The following is a 16788-nucleotide window of genomic DNA, read 5'->3' as shown; positions in this document are numbered from 1 at the left end:
GCCGGTGCGTGCGCGGCTCGCCGCCTGGGCGTTCGTGGCACCGCTCGTGGCGTACCTGCTGGTGTGTTACGCGTATCCCTTGTACACCAACGTTGACCTGAGCCTGCGCGAGCACACCGTGCGGACGTTCGTCCACGGCGGTGCGCCGTTGGCCGGATTCGTCAACTACGCCACCGTGTTCGCCGACCCGGCCTTCCGGACCGCGCTGCTGCACACGGTGGTGTTCATCGCCGTGTCGCTGGTGTTCCAGTACACCATCGGCCTGGCGCTGGCCGTGTTCTTCACTCGGGCGTTCCCGCTGTCCGCGACGCTGCGCGCGTTGTTCCTGGTGCCCTGGTTGTTGCCGCTCATCGTGTCCGCGTCCACCTGGGCATGGCTGCTCAACAGCGAGTCCGGTCTGGTGAACGCGGCACTGGGGATCGTGGGCGTCAGCCCGGTCAACTGGCTGACTTCGCCGTCGTGGTCTCTGGTTTCGGTCACCATCGCCAACATCTGGATCGGCGTCCCGTTCAACCTCGTCCTGCTGCACAGCGGACTGCGCACCCTTCCGGCCGAGGTCACCGAAGCGTCCTCCTTGGATGGTGCGAGCGGCTGGCAGACCTTCAGATACGTCACGTTCCCCCTGCTGCGCCCGGTCTCGGCGATCACCCTGCTGCTCGGTCTCGTCTACACGCTCAAGGTGTTCGACATCATCTGGATCATGACGAGGGGCGGGCCGAGCGGATCGTCGTCCACACTCGCCACCTGGTCCTACGAGCTCGGGTTCGGCAGCCCGCTGCCGAGGTTCGGGCCCAGTGCCGCGGTGGGCAACGTGCTGATCCTGATGGCGCTGGCGGCCGGCCTCGTCTACATCCGCGCGCAGGAGCGCACATGAGGACCCGTTACTGGCGCACGGGCGTCGGCGTGCTGCTGACCGCGGTGATGTTGTTCCCGGTCTACTGGATGGTCGTCGTGTCGCTCACCCCGGCACGCGACATGCGGAAGTCGCCGCCGAGCCTGTTTCCCGCCTCGCCCACGCTGGAGGGCTACGACCGGGTGCTGCGCGAGCAACTGCCGTACTTCGGCACGAGCCTGCTGGTCGCGCTGGGCACCGTCGTGCTCACCCTCGCCCTGGCCGCACCCGCCGCGTACGCACTGGCGAAGCTGTGGCCCACGGGACGGCGTGTGCTCGGGTTCGTGCTGCTGGTCGCGCAGATGATCCCCGGCATCATCATGGCGCTCGGGTTCTACGGCATCTACGTCCGGCTCGGCATCACGAACACGGTGCAGGGCCTGATCCTGGCCGACTCCACGGTCGCCGTGCCCTTCGCGGTGCTGGTCCTCACCTCGTTCATGGCGTCGGTGCCGGACGAGCTGCTGCAAGCCGCCCGGATCGACGGCGCGGGGCCGTGGCGGACGTTCGTCTCGATCGTGCTGCCGGCGAGCCGCAACGGTGTGATCACCGCGGCGCTGTTCTCGTTCCTGTGGGCGTGGTCGGACTTCGTCTTCGCCGCGACGCTCGACTCCGGTGGCCCGCTGCAGCCGCTGACGCTCGGCATCTACCGCTACATCGGCAACAACAACCAGGAGTGGAACTCGATCATGGCCACCGCCGTGGTCGCGTCGGTGCCGGCGTCCGTGCTCCTCGTGGTGGCCCAGCGGTTCGTCGCCGCCGGTCTCACCTCCGGTGCGGTGAAGGACTGAGAGGACGGGCCCTTGGCAACCGAGTTCTCCGTGCGCGAGATCCCCTTCAGCCGGTTCGGCGCCTGGTTCGCCCTCTCCCCGGTGGTCGGACTCGCCGAGTACGCCGAGCACGTGCATCTCGTGTCGCACCGCAACGGCATGCACCCGGTGCTCTCCTTCGTCCCGCTGCTCGGCGGCGAGCGGATGCCGGTCGAGGTCACCGCCGATCCGGCGATGCTCACCTGGCACACCGGCGACCGGCGCGTCACCGCGGTGTTCTCGTCGCCGTCCACGCTGCGGATCTCCGGTACCGGCCTGGGCGTGGTGATCGCTGCCGCCGAACGGACGCTGACCCCGTTCACCGGCACGTACTTCTTCGCCGACCCGGCCGGTCGTCTCGTCTTCACCTCCTACGAGACCGGTCACCGCCTCCGGCTCACCGTCCTTTCCGGACAGTGGCGCCAGGCTGGTGACCAGGCACTGGACGCGGCGGAGCGCGGGGTGTTCCTCAGCGAGGACGAGCCGTGGGAGCTGCTGGTGGAGGAGCTCGGCACGACAGGCCCGTTCGCACGGCCCGCCACCGGCTTCGACGACGACGTGGCGGCCGTGCGCGAGGAGTTCGCCCGGTTCACCGACGCCGTGGCACCGTGGCGCGGCGACCGCACCCCGGCCGCCGAGCTCGCCTGCTACGTGCTGTGGTCGGCCACCGTGCACCCGGCCGGGTTCGTCGGCCGCCCCGCGGTGCTGATGTCGAAGCACTGGATGGACAAGGTGTGGAGCTGGGACCACTGCTTCACCGCGCTGGCCCTGGCCTCCGGCGCACCCGAGCTGGCCTGGCAGCAGTTCCAGGTGGTGTTCGACCACCAGGACACCGATGGGGCGTTGCCGGACTCGGTCACCCACTCCGAGGTGCTGCGCAACTTCGTCAAACCACCCGTGCACGGCTGGGCGCTTTCCCTGCTGCGCCAACGCCTCCCCGGCGGGCTGCCCGACGTTCCACTGGCGTACCGGCAACTCTCGGCCTGGACGTCGTTCTGGCTCGACCACCGCCGCGCGCCGGGCAGCCGGCTCGCGCACTACGAGCACGGCAACGACAGCGGCTGGGACAACGCCACGGTGTTCCGGGAGGAACGCCTCGTCCGCTCGCCCGACCTCGCCGCCTTCCTGGTGCTGCAACTGAAAGAACTCGCCGTGCTCGCGGCGGAAACAGGGGACACGGCGGCGCGGTGGGGCGACCAGGCGGACGAGATGCTCGCCGCGTTGCTCGAAGAACTGTGGCAGGGCAACTGCTTCGTCAGCCAGGGCGTGACCACCGGCACGAAACGGCGCAGCGCGAGCCTGCTCGACCTGATGCCCGTCGTGCTGGGGGAGCACCTGCCGCGGGAGATCTTCGACGATCTCTGCGTGGGGGTCGCGACACACCTCACCTCCGTCGGACTGGCCACCGAACTGCCGGCCTCCCGGTGGTACGAGCCGGACGGCTACTGGCGGGGGCCGGTGTGGGCCCCCGCCACGGTGCTGATCGAGGACGGCCTGCGCCGCGGTGGCGCGGTCGAGCTGGCCGACCAGGTGAGCGCCCGGTTCCGGGCGACGTGCGAGAAGTCCGGGTTCGCTGAGAACTTCGACGCCCTCACCGGGGAAGGGTTGCGCGACCGCGCATACACGTGGACGGCCGGTGCCTACCTCCTGCTCGCCGAGGACGCCGAACGCCGCTGAGCCTCATACCCAGACGATCTGCCACTGCTGGTTCGCCTTGCCGTTGGCGGGCCACTGGATCACCTTGGCGCCATCGGCCTGCGAACTCCCGTCCACGTCCACGTACAGGCCGGTGCGCACGTTCACGAGGTTGACGTACCCGCCACCCGCGTCGACGACCTTCCACCACTGGTTGTCGCCGCCGCCGTCCGAAGCCTGGTCGAGCTGCTCGCCCTGGCCAGGACCGGGGCTGCGCAGAAGACGTCCGCTGTGCCGCGCGATGACGCGGAACGAGCCGTCCACGCCAACCAGGAGCTGCCACTGCTGGTTGGCGCTCCCGGTCGAGGTCCACTGGATGACCTTGGCGCCGTCGCCCGCCCCGGCGCCACTGACGTCGAGCGCCTTGCCGCTGTTGCGGTTGACGAGCCGGCACCAGCCGCCCTGCAGGGACACGGTGATGTCCGTGCGCTGTCCGGCGACCAGGGTGACCTGCCGGGCGTGCGGGCCGAGCGACGACGGGGCGACGGGTGCCGTGGTGGTCACCGACGCCATCCCGCGGCGGCTGATGAGCGTGACGGTCTGGTCGACGGCCGAGGTGACGGACACGGTGGTGGTGCGGGCGGACAGGTCCCAGCTCAGGCTGTGCACGCGGATCCGGCCGCGGGCCCGCATGCCGGTGATCGTGCCCCTGGCGAGCTGTCCGGGCAGGGCGGGGAGGAGTTCCAGCACGCCGGGCCGGGAGTAGAGCAACGCCTCCGCCAGCACGCCGGGGATGGCGTTGGCCGCGTCGGCGTTGTAGATGTCCAGGTTCGGGTTGTGGGACGTCATCAGCGACCTGAAGACCATGTTGTTGCCGATGATCTTGCGCAGGTTGTCGTAGACCTTGCCGCCGTCCTTGAGCCGGGCGCCCGCCAGCGCGCGGTGCAGGCTGCCGTGGGCGGAGATGTTCTGGTCGCCGCGGACCTCCAGCGCCCGCAGCCCGGCGCGGACGAGGTCGGGGGTCTCCTCCGGATTGATCTCGTGCAACGGCCAGGCGCCGTACAGCTGTTGCACGTGCCGGTGGTCGTACTGGTCGTTCAGGCCGGGCCACGACCACTCGGCGAGCGCGTTGTCGCTGTTGGTCCGGTAGGCGGGCATCTTGGCCAGCAACGCCGTCCAGCGCTGGACACCCCGGCCGGCGCCCTGTTCGGCGCCGAGCGCGTTGGCGGCGAAGACGGCGGCCTGCAGGGCGTGCTTGCCCGCCATGATCTCACCGGTGGCGTTGATGGACAGCGCGACGTTGGTGTTGCTCGGGGCGTTCTCCATCGAGAACGCCGGCACGAAGATCACCTTGCCGCCGCTGTCCGTGCGGGTCAGGAAGTCCTCGTAGAACAGCGCGAGCTCCATCAGCGCGGGGCCGAGCTGGTCGCGCAGGAACGCCTGGTCGCCGGTGATCTCGTAGTACTCGAGCAGCGGGTAGAACAGCCAGTCGGCGCCGCCGGTCCAGGTCTGGCCCGGCCAGCCGCTGTCGAAGTGCAGCATGTGGCCGTACTCGCCGTCGGTGCGGGACGGGGCGAGGAAACCTCGTGCGCCGTAAAGGTTTCGCGCGTTGGTGCGCCAGTGCGCGAGCTGGCCGAGGACCAGGTTGAAGTAGCCCTGCATGGCTTCGGTGGTGTCGAGGATGTTGCCGCCCGCGACCTGGAGGTTGACGTTGGCGTCGGTGGTGAAGTCGTCGGCCCAGGCGCCCGACCAGGTGCCCGTCCAGATACCCGTCAGGCGCGGCGGCAGGACGCCGCTGGAGCTGATGAAGAGGTACCGGCCGTTGTCGTAGAGCCGTTCGAGCAACGCGAGGTCGATGACGTTCTTGTTGTTGTTCTGCCGGGTGATCAGCTCGCTGGTGGACAGCTTCCGGTCGGCGTCGGACACGGTGAGGTCGAGCCGCGAGCGGTCGTACATCTCGGTGTGGATCGTGGTGTGCCGGGCGCGCAGTGCGGCGTAGTCCATGCCGATCGCGGCCAGGGCCGCGTGGAGGGGTTTGGCGTTCCACGCGGACGGCGACTCGTAACGGTCGAGCTTGGTCAGCAGCAGCACCCTGCTCGCTCCGGCCACGACGATGGTGGCGCCGTTCGCCGTGACGGTGCCGCCGGTGGCCACGATCCTGGTGACGCCCTCGTAGCCGAACGCGCCCTGTCCCGACGGGTAGGTGCCGCGCAGGTTCAGGTAACCGTTGCCGTTCGAGATGGTGGCCAGGGTCGCGTAACCGACGCTCGACGGTGCTCCGTCCAGTGCCGTGCTGACGCTGAGCGTGGTGTCGATCGTCCGGCCGGCCGCGGGCACGAGCTCGTGGACGATCACCTTGTCGGCACGGGAGACGAACGCCCTGCGCGTCCACACCCCGGCGCCGTCGGTCCAGCTGGAGATGACCTCACCGGTGCGGAAGTCGGTGACCCTGCCGTAGTTGCCGGCCGTCGTGCCGGGCGTGGCGATCCGCAGCTCGTACGCCGGGTGGTAGGTCTGCGTCCAGCGCAACGACCAGCCGGCCGCGAAGTCCTTGTTCGCACCGGCGTAGTCACCGGCGAGTGCCTTGTCCCGCACGGCTTCGAGGCGTCCGGCGAGCACCGGAGGGGTGACCGAACGGGTGCCGTTGGGCAGCACCAGCCGGTGGTAGTTGAAGATCACCTTCTCCTGGGCCGGATCGCCGTGCAGCACGGTGCCGTACTCGCCGTTGCCGGTGAGGAAACCGTCCGTCCAGGACGTTGCCGGGCTGGTGTCGTAGATGCCGCGGTCGGGCAACGTGATCTGCGGCGGCACCGCGGCCGTCGCCGTGCTGCCGAGGGCGCCGCCGGGCACCGCCGTCAGCGCGGTGACGGTGAGGAAGCGCCTGCGGTTGAGGGGGTTGTCCGACACACAGACTCCTAGTCCTGGGCCTTGCCGCCGGTGACGCGCGACAGAGCCAGCGCGATGAGGATGATCGTGCCGTTGAGCGCGCCGATCCACTGGGCGGGAACGCCGGCGAGCGTGAGCACGTTCTGGATCATGAACAGCAGCAGGATGCCGGTGAAGGCGCCGAACATCGTGCCCTTGCCGCCGTTGAGGCTGATCCCGCCGATCACGGCGGCGGCGAACACGGTGAAGATGTACCCGTTGCCCTGCGCGGAGGCGACCGAGGCGAGGCGCCCGGACAGCAGCAGGCCGCTGAGCGCCGCGAGCAGGCTCGCCGTGACGATCACGATCCACAGCACCCTGCCGGTGCGGATGCCCGCCGCCCGCGCCGCGTCGACGTTGCCGCCGATCGCGTAGAGGGACCGGCCGAAGCTGGTGAAGCCGAGCACCACGATGCCCGCCGCGAACAGGATCAGGCACAGCCACACCGACACGGGCATGCCCAGCCACTGCTCGGTGCCCAGGTAGAGCATGGACGCGGGCAGCCGGAAGAACGTCTGGCCGCCCGAGATGCCGGTCAGGATGCCGCGCAGCACGATCAGCATGCCGAGCGTCACGATGAAACCGTTGAGCCCGAACCGGATGATGAACAACGCGTTGATCACGCCGACGAGCACGCCGACCGCCAGCGTCACCGGCACCGACCAGCCGCCCGGCAGCAGCCCGAGCCCGTGGCCCGCGCCGACCGGCACGGTGAGCCAGGCGGCGACGCCCGGCGCCAGCCCGACCGTGGACTCCAGCGAGAGGTCCATCTTCTTGACGATCAGCACGAGCGCCTGCGCCAGGACCAGGATCGCGATCTCCGACATGGTCTGCAGCACGTTGATCAGGTTGTCTCCGCGCAGGAACACCGGGCTGACCAGCTGGCCGACGATCGCGATCGCGATGATCGCGGGGATCAGCGCGAGGTCGCGCAGCCGGGCGAAGGCGATCCGCCTGCCGGTCGCGGCCGTCGTCTCAGCCATCGAGGTCGACTCCTTCCATCGCGGCCACGAGCTGGTGGTCGTGCCAGCCGCGGGGCATCTCGGCGACCACTCGGCCCTGGAACACCACCAGGACCCGGTCGCACCGGCGCAGGTCGTCGAGCTCGTCGGACGCCACGAGCACACCGGCGCCGGACTCGGCGATCTCCCCGACCTTGCCGAGCAGGAACTCCTTGGAGCGCACGTCGACCCCGGCGGTCGGGTTGATCAGCACCAGCAGCTTCGGGTCGTTCGCCAGGGCACGGGCCATCACGACCTTCTGCTGGTTGCCACCGGAGAGCCCGGAGACCGGCAGCTCCGGCCCCGGGGTCTTGATCGCGAGCTTGCCGATCATGGCGCGGGCCAGGCCGTCGCGGCGGCGGCCGTCGATGAAACCGGCACGGCCCAGCCGGTCGGGGATGGTCAGGGTCCCGTTGTCCGCGACGGACATCTGCGCCACGTAACCCTGGTGGTGCCGGTCCTGCGGGACGAACCCGACGCCCGCCCGCAACGCGGCCGGCACGCTGCCGGGTTGTGACAGGGAGCCCGCGATCTCGACCACGCCACCGGTGGCCGCCCGCAGTCCCGCGACCGTCTCCGCGATCGCGATGCGGCCGCTGCTCGCCGCGCCGGCGAGACCGACGATCTCGCCCGCGCGCACCCGCAACGACACGTCCTCGTAGGCGCCGGCCAGTGACACGCCCGTCATCTCCAGCACGGGAGCGGCGGCGACGTCCGGAACACGCCGTGCACCAGCGGTTTCGGCCGCAGCCTCGCCGGTCATGGCCGCCACCAGCTCCGCCCGCGGCAGCGCGCCGACCGCGGTGGTCAGGACGTGCCTGGCGTCGCGGAACACGGTGACCACGTCGCAGATCTCGTAGATCTCCTCCAGGTGGTGGCTGATGAACAGGAACGTCACGCCTTGCTGCTGGAGATCGCGGATCCGGCCGAACAGCCGCGTGATGGCGGCGGCGTCGAGCAGGGCGGTCGGCTCGTCCAGGACGATGAAGCGCGCCCCGAACGAGAGCGCCCTGGCGATCTCCACGAACTGCCGCTGCTCGACGTCCAGATCACCGGCCGGCAACCGCACGTCCACGTCGACCGACCAGGTGTCCAGCAGCTCGCGTGCCTTGCGGCGCACGGTCTTCCAGCTGATCAACCCGCTGCGGCCGTGGTCGTGCCGGTTGAGGAACAGGTTCTCGGCGACCGTCAGCTCGGGGATGATCGTGGACTTCTGGTAGACGCACGCCACCCGCTGCCGCCACGCGTCGCGGTCGGTCAGCCGGGGAGCGGGCTCGCCGGCGAACGTGACGGTGCCCTCGTCCGGTGCCTGCAGTCCGGTGAGGACGTTCACCAGGGTCGACTTGCCCGCCCCGTTGCGCCCCACCAGCGCGTGGGTCTGTCCCTGGTCGATGCTGATCGCGGCCTCGTGCAGGGCCACGGTGGACCCGTACCGCTTTGTCACTCCCGTCGCCTCGACGACGGGCGGAGTTGCGACCATTGTCGTCCCCTGCTCAGCTGAGTTTGTTGCCCCACAGGGACTTGTCGTCGTGCTTCAGGCTGGGCACGCCGTCGAAGGTGCCGCCGTCCGCGGTCACCAGGGGAGCGGAGAGCTGGTCTTCCAGCAGACCGTCGCGCACCTGGACGATCGTGCTGTCGTGGTCGGTCTTGCCGGGGCTGAACGTCTTGCCGTCGATCGCGGCCTTCAGGTACTGCAGGGCGTACTTGGCGTAGAGGTCGGCCGGCTGCGAGACGGTGGCGTCGATGTGGCCCTCGGCGATGTTCTTGAGCTCCTCGGGGATCCCGTCGTTGGAGACGATGAACACGTGCTTGGGATCGGTCGGCGGGACCAGCAGGTCCTTCTGCTTGAGCACCTGCAACGTCCCGGACAGCGCGAAGCTGGACTGCATGTAGACGCCCTTGACGTCCGGGTTGGCGGTGAGGTCGGTCTGCAGCTTCTGCGCCGCGACCGCGCCGTCCCAGTTCGTGGCCTCACCGAGCACGGTGATGCCGGGGTAGTTGCTCTTCATGCAGTCGTTGAACGCCTCGGTGCGGTCGCGCCCGTTGATCGACGCCAGATCCCCTTGCAGCATCACGACCTTGCCCTTGCCGCCGAGCTTGGCGCCGAGGAAACGGCACGCCTTCTCGCCGTAGGCCCGGTTGTCGGCCCGGACGACCATGAACACGTCACCGCTGTCCGGCCGGGTGTCGACCGTGACGACCGGGATCTTCTTCGCCGCCAGCTGTTCCAGGGTGGGTGCGATGGCCGCGGTGTCCTGCGGGGCCATCGCGACACCCTTGACGCCCTGGCTGATGAACGTCTGGACGTTGGCGGTGAGCTTGGCGACGTCGTTCTGCGAGTTCGTGGTCTTGAGCTCCAGCCCCAGTTCCTTCGCGGACTCGGGGGTGTACTTGATGTACGAGTTCCAGAAGTCGGTGTCGGACCGCGGGTAGTCGACGCCGACCACCGTCGCACCGCCGCCCGCGCCGGAGTCCGGGGAACCGCACGCGCAGAGGGCGGCGGTGAGGAGCGCGACGAGACCGAGACAGGTGCGAGATCTGGTGTTCACGGCGGATCTCCTTACGGGTGGCGGGGATCGGGTGCGGTGACCTGCGTGCTCCAGACGGGCCCGTCCGGGAAGCGGTGGGCGGTGACCGACGCGGGGTGCAGCTCGGCGCTGATGCCGGGGGCCGTCGGCGCGAGGTAGTGGCCGTCGTGGACGTGCACCGGGTCGGTGAAGTGCTCGTGCAGGTGGTCGACGTACTCGATGACGCGGTCCTCGGTGGTACCGCTGACGGCCACGAAGTCGAACATCGCCAGGTGCTGGACCATCTCGCACAGCCCGACACCACCGGCGTGCGGGCAGACCGGCACACCGAACTTCGCCGCCAGCAACAGGATCGCGACGTTCTCGGTCACGCCGGCGGTACGGCTGGCGTCGAGCTGCAGGACGTCGATCGCGTCCAGCTGGAGCAGCTGCTTGAACATCACCTGGTTGTGCACGTGCTCGCCGGTGGCGACCTTCACCGGCGCGACCGCCCGCCGGATGGCGGCGTGGCCGAGGAGGTCGTCCGGTGAGGTCGGCTCCTCGATCCAGTACGGGTCGTACGGCGCGAGCGCGGCCGTCCGCTCGATCGCCTGCCGCACACTCCACGCCTGGTTGGCGTCGACGGCGATCCTGATGCCGGGGCCGACCGCCTCGCGCGCCAGTCGCAGGCGGCGCATGTCGTCGACGGCGTCGGCGCCGACCTTCAGCTTGATCAGGGTGAACCCGTCGGCGACGGCCTGCCGCGACAGCCGCACGAGTTTCTCGTCGTCGTAGCCGAGCCAGCCGGGCGTGGTCGTGTAAGCGGGATATCCTTGGCGCAACAGGTGAGCGGCGCGTGCGGCGCGACCGGGTTCGGCGCGCCGGAGGATGTCGAGGGCCTCGTCGCGGGTGAGCGCGTCCTCGATGTAGCGGAAGTCCACGAGGTCGACCAGCTGCTCTGGCGTCATCTCGGAGAGCAGCTGCCACACGGGTTTCCGCTCCCGGCGCCCGTAGAGGTCCCAGACCGCGTTGACGATCGCGGCGGCGGCCATGTGGATGACGCCCTTCTCCGGGCCGAGCCAGCGCAGCTGGCTGTCGCCGGTCAGCCGCCGGGAGAAGGCGCCGAGATCGCCGAGGACGTCGTCCACGGACAGCCCGGTCACCAGCGGAGCGAGCGCGCGCACCGCGGCGACCTCGACCTCGTTGCCGCGCCCCACCGTGAACGCGAGCCCGTGGCCCTCCGCACCCTCGCTCGTGCGGATGACCACGTAGGCGGCCGAGTAGTCGGGCTCGGGGTTCATCGCGTCGGAACCGTCGAGCTCGCGCGAGGTGGGGAACCGCACGTCGACTGCCTCGACCTCGGTAATCAGCTCGGACATGGGATGGATTTATAGGGTGAGGCAGCGCCTGCTGTCTACGGTCGACGGCCTGTTCGACGCGAAATCGACGATATATCCTGCTGGAGGACGATTCTGCAGTCGTTGTTGCCCTGGAGATGACATCCCATCTCTCCGGCAGAGATGGGATGTGTTGCTAGTCTGCGCGGATGTCACTGACCGACAAGGCCATCGAGCGCATCAGGGACCTGATCGGGTCTGGTGAGCTGCCGCCGGGCTCCAAGCTCCCGCCCGAGCAGCAGCTGGCGGCCGAGCTGGGCCTGTCCCGCAACCTGATGCGGGAGGCGGTCAAGGCGCTCGTGGTCGCGCGGGTGCTGGAGATCCGGCGCGGTGACGGCACCTACGTGACGAGCCTGGCACCGGAGGTGTTGCTCAGCGGCATCTCCTCGGCGGTGGAACTGCTGCGCGGCGACACCCAGCTGGAGCTCACCGAGGTGCGCAGGCTGTTCGAACCGGTCGCGACGGGGCTAGCCGCGACCCGCATCTCCGACCGCGAGCTCTTCGAGGTCGAACAGCACCTCAACGCGATGCGCGCGGCGCGGGACGACGTCGAGCTGCTCAACTCCCACGACGCCGCGTTCCACCGCGCGGTCGTCGCCGCCACCGGCAACGCCACGCTGACGACGTTGCTGGAGGGCATCTCCAGTCGCACGGTCCGGGCCAGGGTCTGGCGCGGACTGGTCGACGACAACGCCGCCAGCCGCACCCTCGCCGAGCACGAGGCGATCTTCCGGGCGCTGGCCGACCGGGACGCCGCGCTCGCGCAGGCCGCCGCGCTCGTGCACGTCAACACGACCGAGCGCTGGCTGCGCGAGCACGTGGGTCACGAGCCGCGCTGAGCCGACGTCACGGGGTCAGGCTCCACCGGACGAGCCGGGGTCCTCCAGGTGCCAGACCTCCCGCATCGGCGACCACCAGCTGCCGGAGCCGCGCTCGGACAGAGACTCCTGGCACGGGTCGGTGAGGGTCCACCAGCGTTGCGTCTCGGGGTCGGCGGCGATGCGGACCTGGTCGGCGTCGTGGTCGTCACCGACGTACTCGTAGTAGCCGAAGAGCAGGTCGCCGTGCAGGAAGATGGTGAAGTTGCGCATGTTGGCGTCGAGCATCGTCCGTTCGACGGCGGGCCAGACCGCGGCGTGCAGCCGCAGGTACTCCTCGCGTCGCTCCGGGCGCAGCCGGACCACCATGCCGTAGCGCTGTGGACTGTCCATTGTGGTCTCCTGTGAAGTGCCGGCAGGGCGTCTGCAAGTACCACCACCCCTTGATCGAATCGCCCTCAACTACACGTCGAGAGCTGTTGGTAGTGGAAAAGTGCTTGTTGATGTTGAGTTGGTGGTACTTGCAGACGCCATCAGGGGTCAGGCGGTGACAGCGGTGCTTTCGGCGTCCACCTCGACCGCGTGCAGGCGGTGCCCGGCCCGTTCCGGCCGGATGTGCGAACCGCCGGACGTCGGGTGGGGGAGGAGGTGGGCCGACGCGGCGATCGCCTCCTCGTCGACGCGCACGCCCAGGCCGGGGCCGTCGCCGAGCACGTAGGCCCCGTCCTCCACGTGCAGGTCGAGGGAGAGGCCCACGGGTGGCCGGAGGTCCTGCAGTTCGCTGACCAGGTGGTTGGGCACCGACGTGGCGGCGTGCAGCAGACCGACCGGCGTGGTGCCGATGGGGCTGACGGGGAGGTCGTGGGCGTGGGCGAGGACCGCTACCCGCAGGAAGTGGGTGATGCCCCAGACCGCGGCGGTCTGGACGACGTCGACCGCCCCGGCGGCGATGAGCGGGCGGTGCTGTTCGAGCCCGGTGAGGTTCTCCCCGGTGGCGACCGAGGCGCGGATGCCGCGGCCCACCGTCGCGTGACCTTCCACGTCCCAGCGCCGGACGGGTTCCTCGATCCACGTCAGGTCGAGGGTGCGCTCCAGCTCGCCGACGTGGCGGACCGCCTGCTTGCGCGTCCAGGTCTCGTTGACGTCGAGCATGAGGCTCGGCCGCGCCCCGTGGCCCGCCTCGGTGAGCACGTCGCGGACCAGGCAGAGACGGTGCCGGTCCCGTTCGACGTCGAGACCTCCCTTGATCTTCGCCGCACGCAACCCGTGATCGGCGTAGTTCTGGTAGACCGCGACGAACTCGTCGTCGTCCAGCGCGATGTCCAGGCCCGAGGCGTAGGCGGGCACCCTGCGGTCGCGGCCGCCGAGCATCCGCCACAGCGGTTCTCCCGCCGCCTGTGCCTTGATGTCCCACAACGCGGCGTCGAGGGCGCCGATGGTGCCGAACACCGCGCCGGCGTGACCCGCCTTGAACATCCGGCGCAGCATCCGGTCGTAGAGGGCGGTGACGCACCTCGGGTCCTCGCCCTCGATGGCGGCGAAGACGCTCTCGATCTCCACGTGCGGTCCGAGGCCGACGCCGGTGAGGCCGGCGTCGGTCTCGACGAGGACTATCGGGACCCGGACCAGCCCGTCGGGGTGGACGCCGTTGGCGTCGCCGACCGGACGGCCCCAGTCCTGGACCGTGGTGAGGGTCCGCAGACCAGTGATGCGCATGTCAGCCCTTCGTGGACCCGGCGGTGACCCCGTCGGCGATCTGTCGTTGCAGGAACAGGTAGACGACGAGGACGGGGATCGCGGCGATCAGCACGCCGGAGGCGAACGTGGGGATGTCGTCGGAGTACTGCCCGCGCAACGACGTGACGCCGACCATGAGCGTGCGGTGCTCGGCCGACGGCATCATCAACAGGGAGATGAGCACGTCGTTCCAGCAGAACAGGGCGTTGAGCACGCCGACCGACAGCAGCGCGGGCGCGCCGATCGGCAGCATGATCCGCCAGTAGACCCCGTACACCGAGTTCCCGTCGATGCGTGCGGCTTCGATGATGTCCGTTGGCACTGTTGAGTAGTAGCTGGTCAGCAGGAAGATCGTGAACGGCAGGAACTGCGCGACGTACGCGAGGACCAGCCCGGGATAGGTGTCGACCAGGCCGCTGTCCGCCATGATCCGCGCCAGCGGAACCATGATCACCTGGAACGGGATGAACAACGCGGCGAGAATGCCCAGGAAGAGCGCGGAGGAGCCGCGGAAGCGCAGCCGGGCGAGCGCGAAGCCGGCCATCGACCCGAACAGCAACAGCAGCGCGACCGAGCAGGCCACGACGATCACCGAGTTCAGGAAGTACCGGGACATCCCGACGCTCGTCCACGCCTTGACGACGTTGTCCAGACTGAAGGAGTCCACCAGGGAGAACCGGTCCAGCACGTACTCGCGGCGGGTCTTCATGGCGACGTTGGTCGTGAACACCAGCGGGTAGATCGTGGCCAGCGCGAGTGCGGCCATCGGGATCGCGACGACCCACCTGGTCAGCCGGGTGCCGGACATCAGTCCTCCTTGCCCGCCCGCCGCAGGACGCCGATCTGGGCCAGTCCCACCACGAGCATGATCAGGAACAGCATCGTGGACGCCGCGGAGGCGAGCGCCGGTTGGTTCATCTGTCCCTGCTGGATCCAGACGTAGTACTCGGGCAGGTACGTCGACCCTTCCGGGCCACCGCTGGTCATCACGTACACCAGGCCGAACATCGACGTCAGCATGCCGATCATCGTGGTCACGAAGACGAACTGGATGGTCCGCGACAGGCTCGGAACGACGACGTGCCAGATGGTCTGCGGCAACGACGCGCCGTCCGTTCTGGCCGCATCGAGCAGCGAGGAGTCGAGGGTGGCGAACCCGGCCAGGAAGACGACCAGCGCCATGCCGAACGTCGCCCAGACGTGCACCCCGACGACCGCGAAGATCGCCACGTCCGGATCGCCGAGCCAGTCGACCGGCCCGAGGCCCAGACCGCCGAGCAGTGCGTTGAGCGGACCGTCGAAGGCCAGCAGCAGGTTGAAGATCGCGCCGACGATGACCGGTGACAGCACGGCCGGGAAGAAGTACACGCCGCGGTAGAGGCGGTGCCCCGGCACCTTCAGGAAGATGAAGGTCGCGAGCAGGCCGGGGATGGCCACCGCCACCGGGAGCAGCAGCACGAGCAGGCCGACGTTGCGCAACGCCGAGAGGAACAGCGGATCGCCGAACAACGTCAGGTAGTTGGCGAAGCCGACCACCAGCCCGTTGAGGGCACCGTCACCGGTGAAGGAGAAGTTGATCCCGAGCACCAGCGGCCACAGCCGCAGGCCGGCGATGATCAGGACGGCCGGTGCCAGGAAGACCAGTGGTGCCAGGCGTTCCGCCCGTGAGCCCCTGCGGTTGCGCCGCGCCGGTGCGGTGACGGGCCGGGAAGCCCGCGCCCTGCTGGCAGACCCCTCAGTGGACCCGGCGGCGGCCGAGTCCACTGAGGACACAGAGTGTGCGGCCACGCCGGTCAGCCCGTCTTGTCGGAGGCGGCCAGCTGCTGCAACACCTCGTCCACCGTGATCGAGCCGCTGAGCAACTGCTGGGACAGGCGTCCCATGAGGTCGATCGTCTTGGACGACAGCGCGACGTGCAGGGCGGGCTTGCCGTTCTTGACCTCGGAGACGATCGTCTTGACGGCCGGCCCGCCCGCCGCGGTGTCGATCGTGGTGTCGGACGCGATCGCGCCACCGTTCTCGTAGAACGCCTTGAGCGCGTCGGTCGAGGTCAGTGACCGCACCAGGTCCGACGCCACCTTCGGGTCCTTGGTCCACTTCGCGACCGCGTACCCGATGCCGCCGTCGAAGGGCAGGCTCGGCTTCGCCGCGGAGTTCACCGCCGGCGCCACCATGACGCCGACCTTCTCCGGGGTGAGGAACTCGGCGAAGTCCTTCCAGTGCCCCACATCGGACATCAGGCCGATGACGTTGGCCGCCTTGCCGGAGTTGAAGGCCGCGAACGCGTCGTTGAACATCGCGGTGGAGTTGGCGCCGTCGGTGTTCAGCCCGTTGTCACCGGCCTGCTTCCACAGCTCGAAGATCTTCTTGACACCGGGGGAGGACCAGTTCCGCTGGCCGGCGATCCAGTCGTCGTACTCCTGCGGGGTCAGCACCGCCGATCCCAGTGAGGACAACCAGAACTGGATGCCGATGCCCTCCTTGTTGCCCAGCGAGAAGCACTTCGCGCCGGTCTTCTGGGAGATGACGCCGCAGTCCCTGACGAAGCCGTCCCAGGTCCTGGCAGGAGCGTCGGGGTTGAGGCCGGCCTTCTGGTAGAGATCCCTGTTGTAGTAGATCGGGTGCCCCTGCAGGGTCACCGGCTCCGCGTAAACCTTGCCCGCCTTGGTGAACGCGTCCCAGCCTGCCAGCCGCTTCCGGTCGTCCGCCACGTAGTCGTCCAGCGGGGCGAGCGCGTCGGCCCGGTCGCGGATCTGCCCGCCACCGTTGAAGAGGATGACGTCGGGGCCCTTGCCGGACTGGATGGCCGCGCCCAGCAGCGTGTAGTACTGGTCGAACGGCTGGGCCACGAACTCGACCTTCACGCCGGGGTGCTTCCTGGCGAAGTCGGCCCTGGCCTTCTCCACGTAGGCGGCGGCTTTCGGGTCGCCGGACTTCCAGTCCCAGACCACGAGCTTGTCCGTGGACCCGCCGGACGAGGTGCCCGGCCCGGCCGCGCTCCCGCAACCCGCTGTCAGCGTCAGTCCTACCACCAGGGCAGACCAGAGTGTGCGCTGCTTCATCGCTG

Annotated in this window: 14 protein-coding genes; 4 read left to right on the top strand and 10 right to left on the bottom strand. The window is 69.3% G+C overall.

From position 1 onward, the window contains the following. Window positions 1–4: 4 nt before the first annotated feature. From SK803_RS21005 to SK803_RS20995, 3 genes are read left to right on the top strand one after another with little or no spacing between them, the layout of a single operon-like run. Window positions 5–874, top strand: coding sequence for a carbohydrate ABC transporter permease (locus tag SK803_RS21005; RefSeq protein WP_319967737.1), 870 nt, complete (start codon window positions 5–7; stop codon window positions 872–874). Next, on the top strand, window positions 871–1683 hold the full coding sequence (locus SK803_RS21000; protein ID WP_319967736.1) for a carbohydrate ABC transporter permease: 813 nt from the start codon (window positions 871–873) through the stop codon (window positions 1681–1683). The genes SK803_RS21005 and SK803_RS21000 overlap by 4 nt, the downstream gene beginning before the upstream one ends. Before the next feature lie 12 nt (window positions 1684–1695). Next, a complete protein-coding gene (locus tag SK803_RS20995; protein WP_319967735.1) occupies window positions 1696–3378 on the top strand; it encodes an amylo-alpha-1,6-glucosidase in 1683 nt (560 codons plus the stop codon). Between the two features lie 3 nt (window positions 3379–3381). Here the strand turns inward: SK803_RS20995 and SK803_RS20990 are convergent, their stop codons facing one another. Genes SK803_RS20990 through SK803_RS20970 form a run of 5 tightly spaced genes read right to left on the bottom strand, consistent with a single transcriptional unit; the run spans window position 3382 to window position 11148 of the window. After that, the gene (locus SK803_RS20990) at window positions 3382–6243 is read right to left on the bottom strand and encodes a glycosyl hydrolase family 95 catalytic domain-containing protein (RefSeq protein ID WP_319967734.1); all 2862 of its coding nucleotides are present in this window, start codon (window positions 6241–6243) and stop codon (window positions 3382–3384) included. 8 nt (window positions 6244–6251) lie between these two features. Then, window positions 6252–7244 (bottom strand): ABC transporter permease, encoded by a 993-nt coding sequence (locus SK803_RS20985; protein WP_319967733.1) that lies wholly within the window; start codon window positions 7242–7244, stop codon window positions 6252–6254. Next, window positions 7237–8742: a sugar ABC transporter ATP-binding protein gene (locus SK803_RS20980; protein WP_319967732.1), complete on the bottom strand. Its 1506-nt coding sequence runs from the start codon at window positions 8740–8742 to the stop codon at window positions 7237–7239. Before SK803_RS20980 ends, SK803_RS20985 begins: the two co-directional genes overlap by 8 nt. 13 nt (window positions 8743–8755) lie before the next feature. Continuing rightward, window positions 8756–9811, bottom strand: coding sequence for a sugar ABC transporter substrate-binding protein (locus SK803_RS20975; RefSeq protein WP_319967731.1), 1056 nt, complete (start codon window positions 9809–9811; stop codon window positions 8756–8758). 11 nt (window positions 9812–9822) lie between these two features. Then, entirely contained in the window at window positions 9823–11148 is a 1326-nt protein-coding gene (locus SK803_RS20970; RefSeq protein ID WP_319967730.1) for an enolase C-terminal domain-like protein, read from the bottom strand. A gap of 167 nt (window positions 11149–11315) precedes the next feature. Here SK803_RS20970 and SK803_RS20965 point away from each other — a divergent pair, with 167 nt between their 5' ends. Next, window positions 11316–12005: a FadR/GntR family transcriptional regulator gene (locus tag SK803_RS20965; RefSeq protein WP_319967729.1), complete on the top strand. Its 690-nt coding sequence runs from the start codon at window positions 11316–11318 to the stop codon at window positions 12003–12005. A gap of 15 nt (window positions 12006–12020) precedes the next feature. Here the strand turns inward: SK803_RS20965 and SK803_RS20960 are convergent, their stop codons facing one another. The 5 genes from SK803_RS20960 to SK803_RS20940 all read right to left on the bottom strand — a co-directional run bounded on the left by SK803_RS20960 (window position 12021) and on the right by SK803_RS20940 (window position 16783). Then, window positions 12021–12377 carry an L-rhamnose mutarotase gene (locus tag SK803_RS20960; RefSeq protein WP_319967728.1) on the bottom strand — a complete coding sequence of 119 codons (357 nt, stop codon included), beginning with the start codon at window positions 12375–12377 and terminating at the stop codon, window positions 12021–12023. Window positions 12378–12524: 147 nt separating this feature from the next. Then, window positions 12525–13700 (bottom strand): mandelate racemase/muconate lactonizing enzyme family protein, encoded by a 1176-nt coding sequence (locus SK803_RS20955; protein ID WP_319967727.1) that lies wholly within the window; start codon window positions 13698–13700, stop codon window positions 12525–12527. 1 nt (window position 13701) lies between these two features. Further along, window positions 13702–14529, bottom strand: a complete 828-nt coding sequence (locus SK803_RS20950; RefSeq protein WP_319967726.1) for a carbohydrate ABC transporter permease — start codon at window positions 14527–14529, stop codon at window positions 13702–13704. Further along, complete coding sequence (locus tag SK803_RS20945) at window positions 14529–15509, bottom strand: carbohydrate ABC transporter permease (RefSeq protein WP_319967725.1); 981 nt, start codon at window positions 15507–15509, stop codon at window positions 14529–14531. Before SK803_RS20945 ends, SK803_RS20950 begins: the two co-directional genes overlap by 1 nt. A 5-nt stretch (window positions 15510–15514) precedes the next feature. After that, window positions 15515–16783 (bottom strand): ABC transporter substrate-binding protein, encoded by a 1269-nt coding sequence (locus SK803_RS20940; protein WP_319967724.1) that lies wholly within the window; start codon window positions 16781–16783, stop codon window positions 15515–15517. Window positions 16784–16788 lie beyond the last annotated feature (5 nt).

It is taken from the genome of Lentzea miocenica (genome assembly GCF_033949945.1).
GTDB lineage: Bacteria > Actinomycetota > Actinomycetes > Mycobacteriales > Pseudonocardiaceae > Lentzea > Lentzea miocenica.
This window is presented reverse-complemented; position numbering and strand designations above follow the sequence as displayed.

Coding starts and splice junctions, on each gene's coding strand:
- SK803_RS21000 (WP_319967736.1), top strand. CDS start 871: ATGAGGACCCGTTACTGGCGCACGGGCGTCGGCGTGCTGCTGACCGCG.
- SK803_RS20985 (WP_319967733.1), bottom strand. CDS start 7,244: ATGGCTGAGACGACGGCCGCGACCGGCAGGCGGATCGCCTTCGCCCGG.
- SK803_RS20980 (WP_319967732.1), bottom strand. CDS start 8,742: ATGGTCGCAACTCCGCCCGTCGTCGAGGCGACGGGAGTGACAAAGCGG.
- SK803_RS20970 (WP_319967730.1), bottom strand. CDS start 11,148: ATGTCCGAGCTGATTACCGAGGTCGAGGCAGTCGACGTGCGGTTCCCC.
- SK803_RS20965 (WP_319967729.1), top strand. CDS start 11,316: ATGTCACTGACCGACAAGGCCATCGAGCGCATCAGGGACCTGATCGGG.
- SK803_RS20960 (WP_319967728.1), bottom strand. CDS start 12,377: ATGGACAGTCCACAGCGCTACGGCATGGTGGTCCGGCTGCGCCCGGAG.
- SK803_RS20955 (WP_319967727.1), bottom strand. CDS start 13,700: ATGCGCATCACTGGTCTGCGGACCCTCACCACGGTCCAGGACTGGGGC.
- SK803_RS20950 (WP_319967726.1), bottom strand. CDS start 14,529: ATGTCCGGCACCCGGCTGACCAGGTGGGTCGTCGCGATCCCGATGGCC.
- SK803_RS20940 (WP_319967724.1), bottom strand. CDS start 16,783: ATGAAGCAGCGCACACTCTGGTCTGCCCTGGTGGTAGGACTGACGCTG.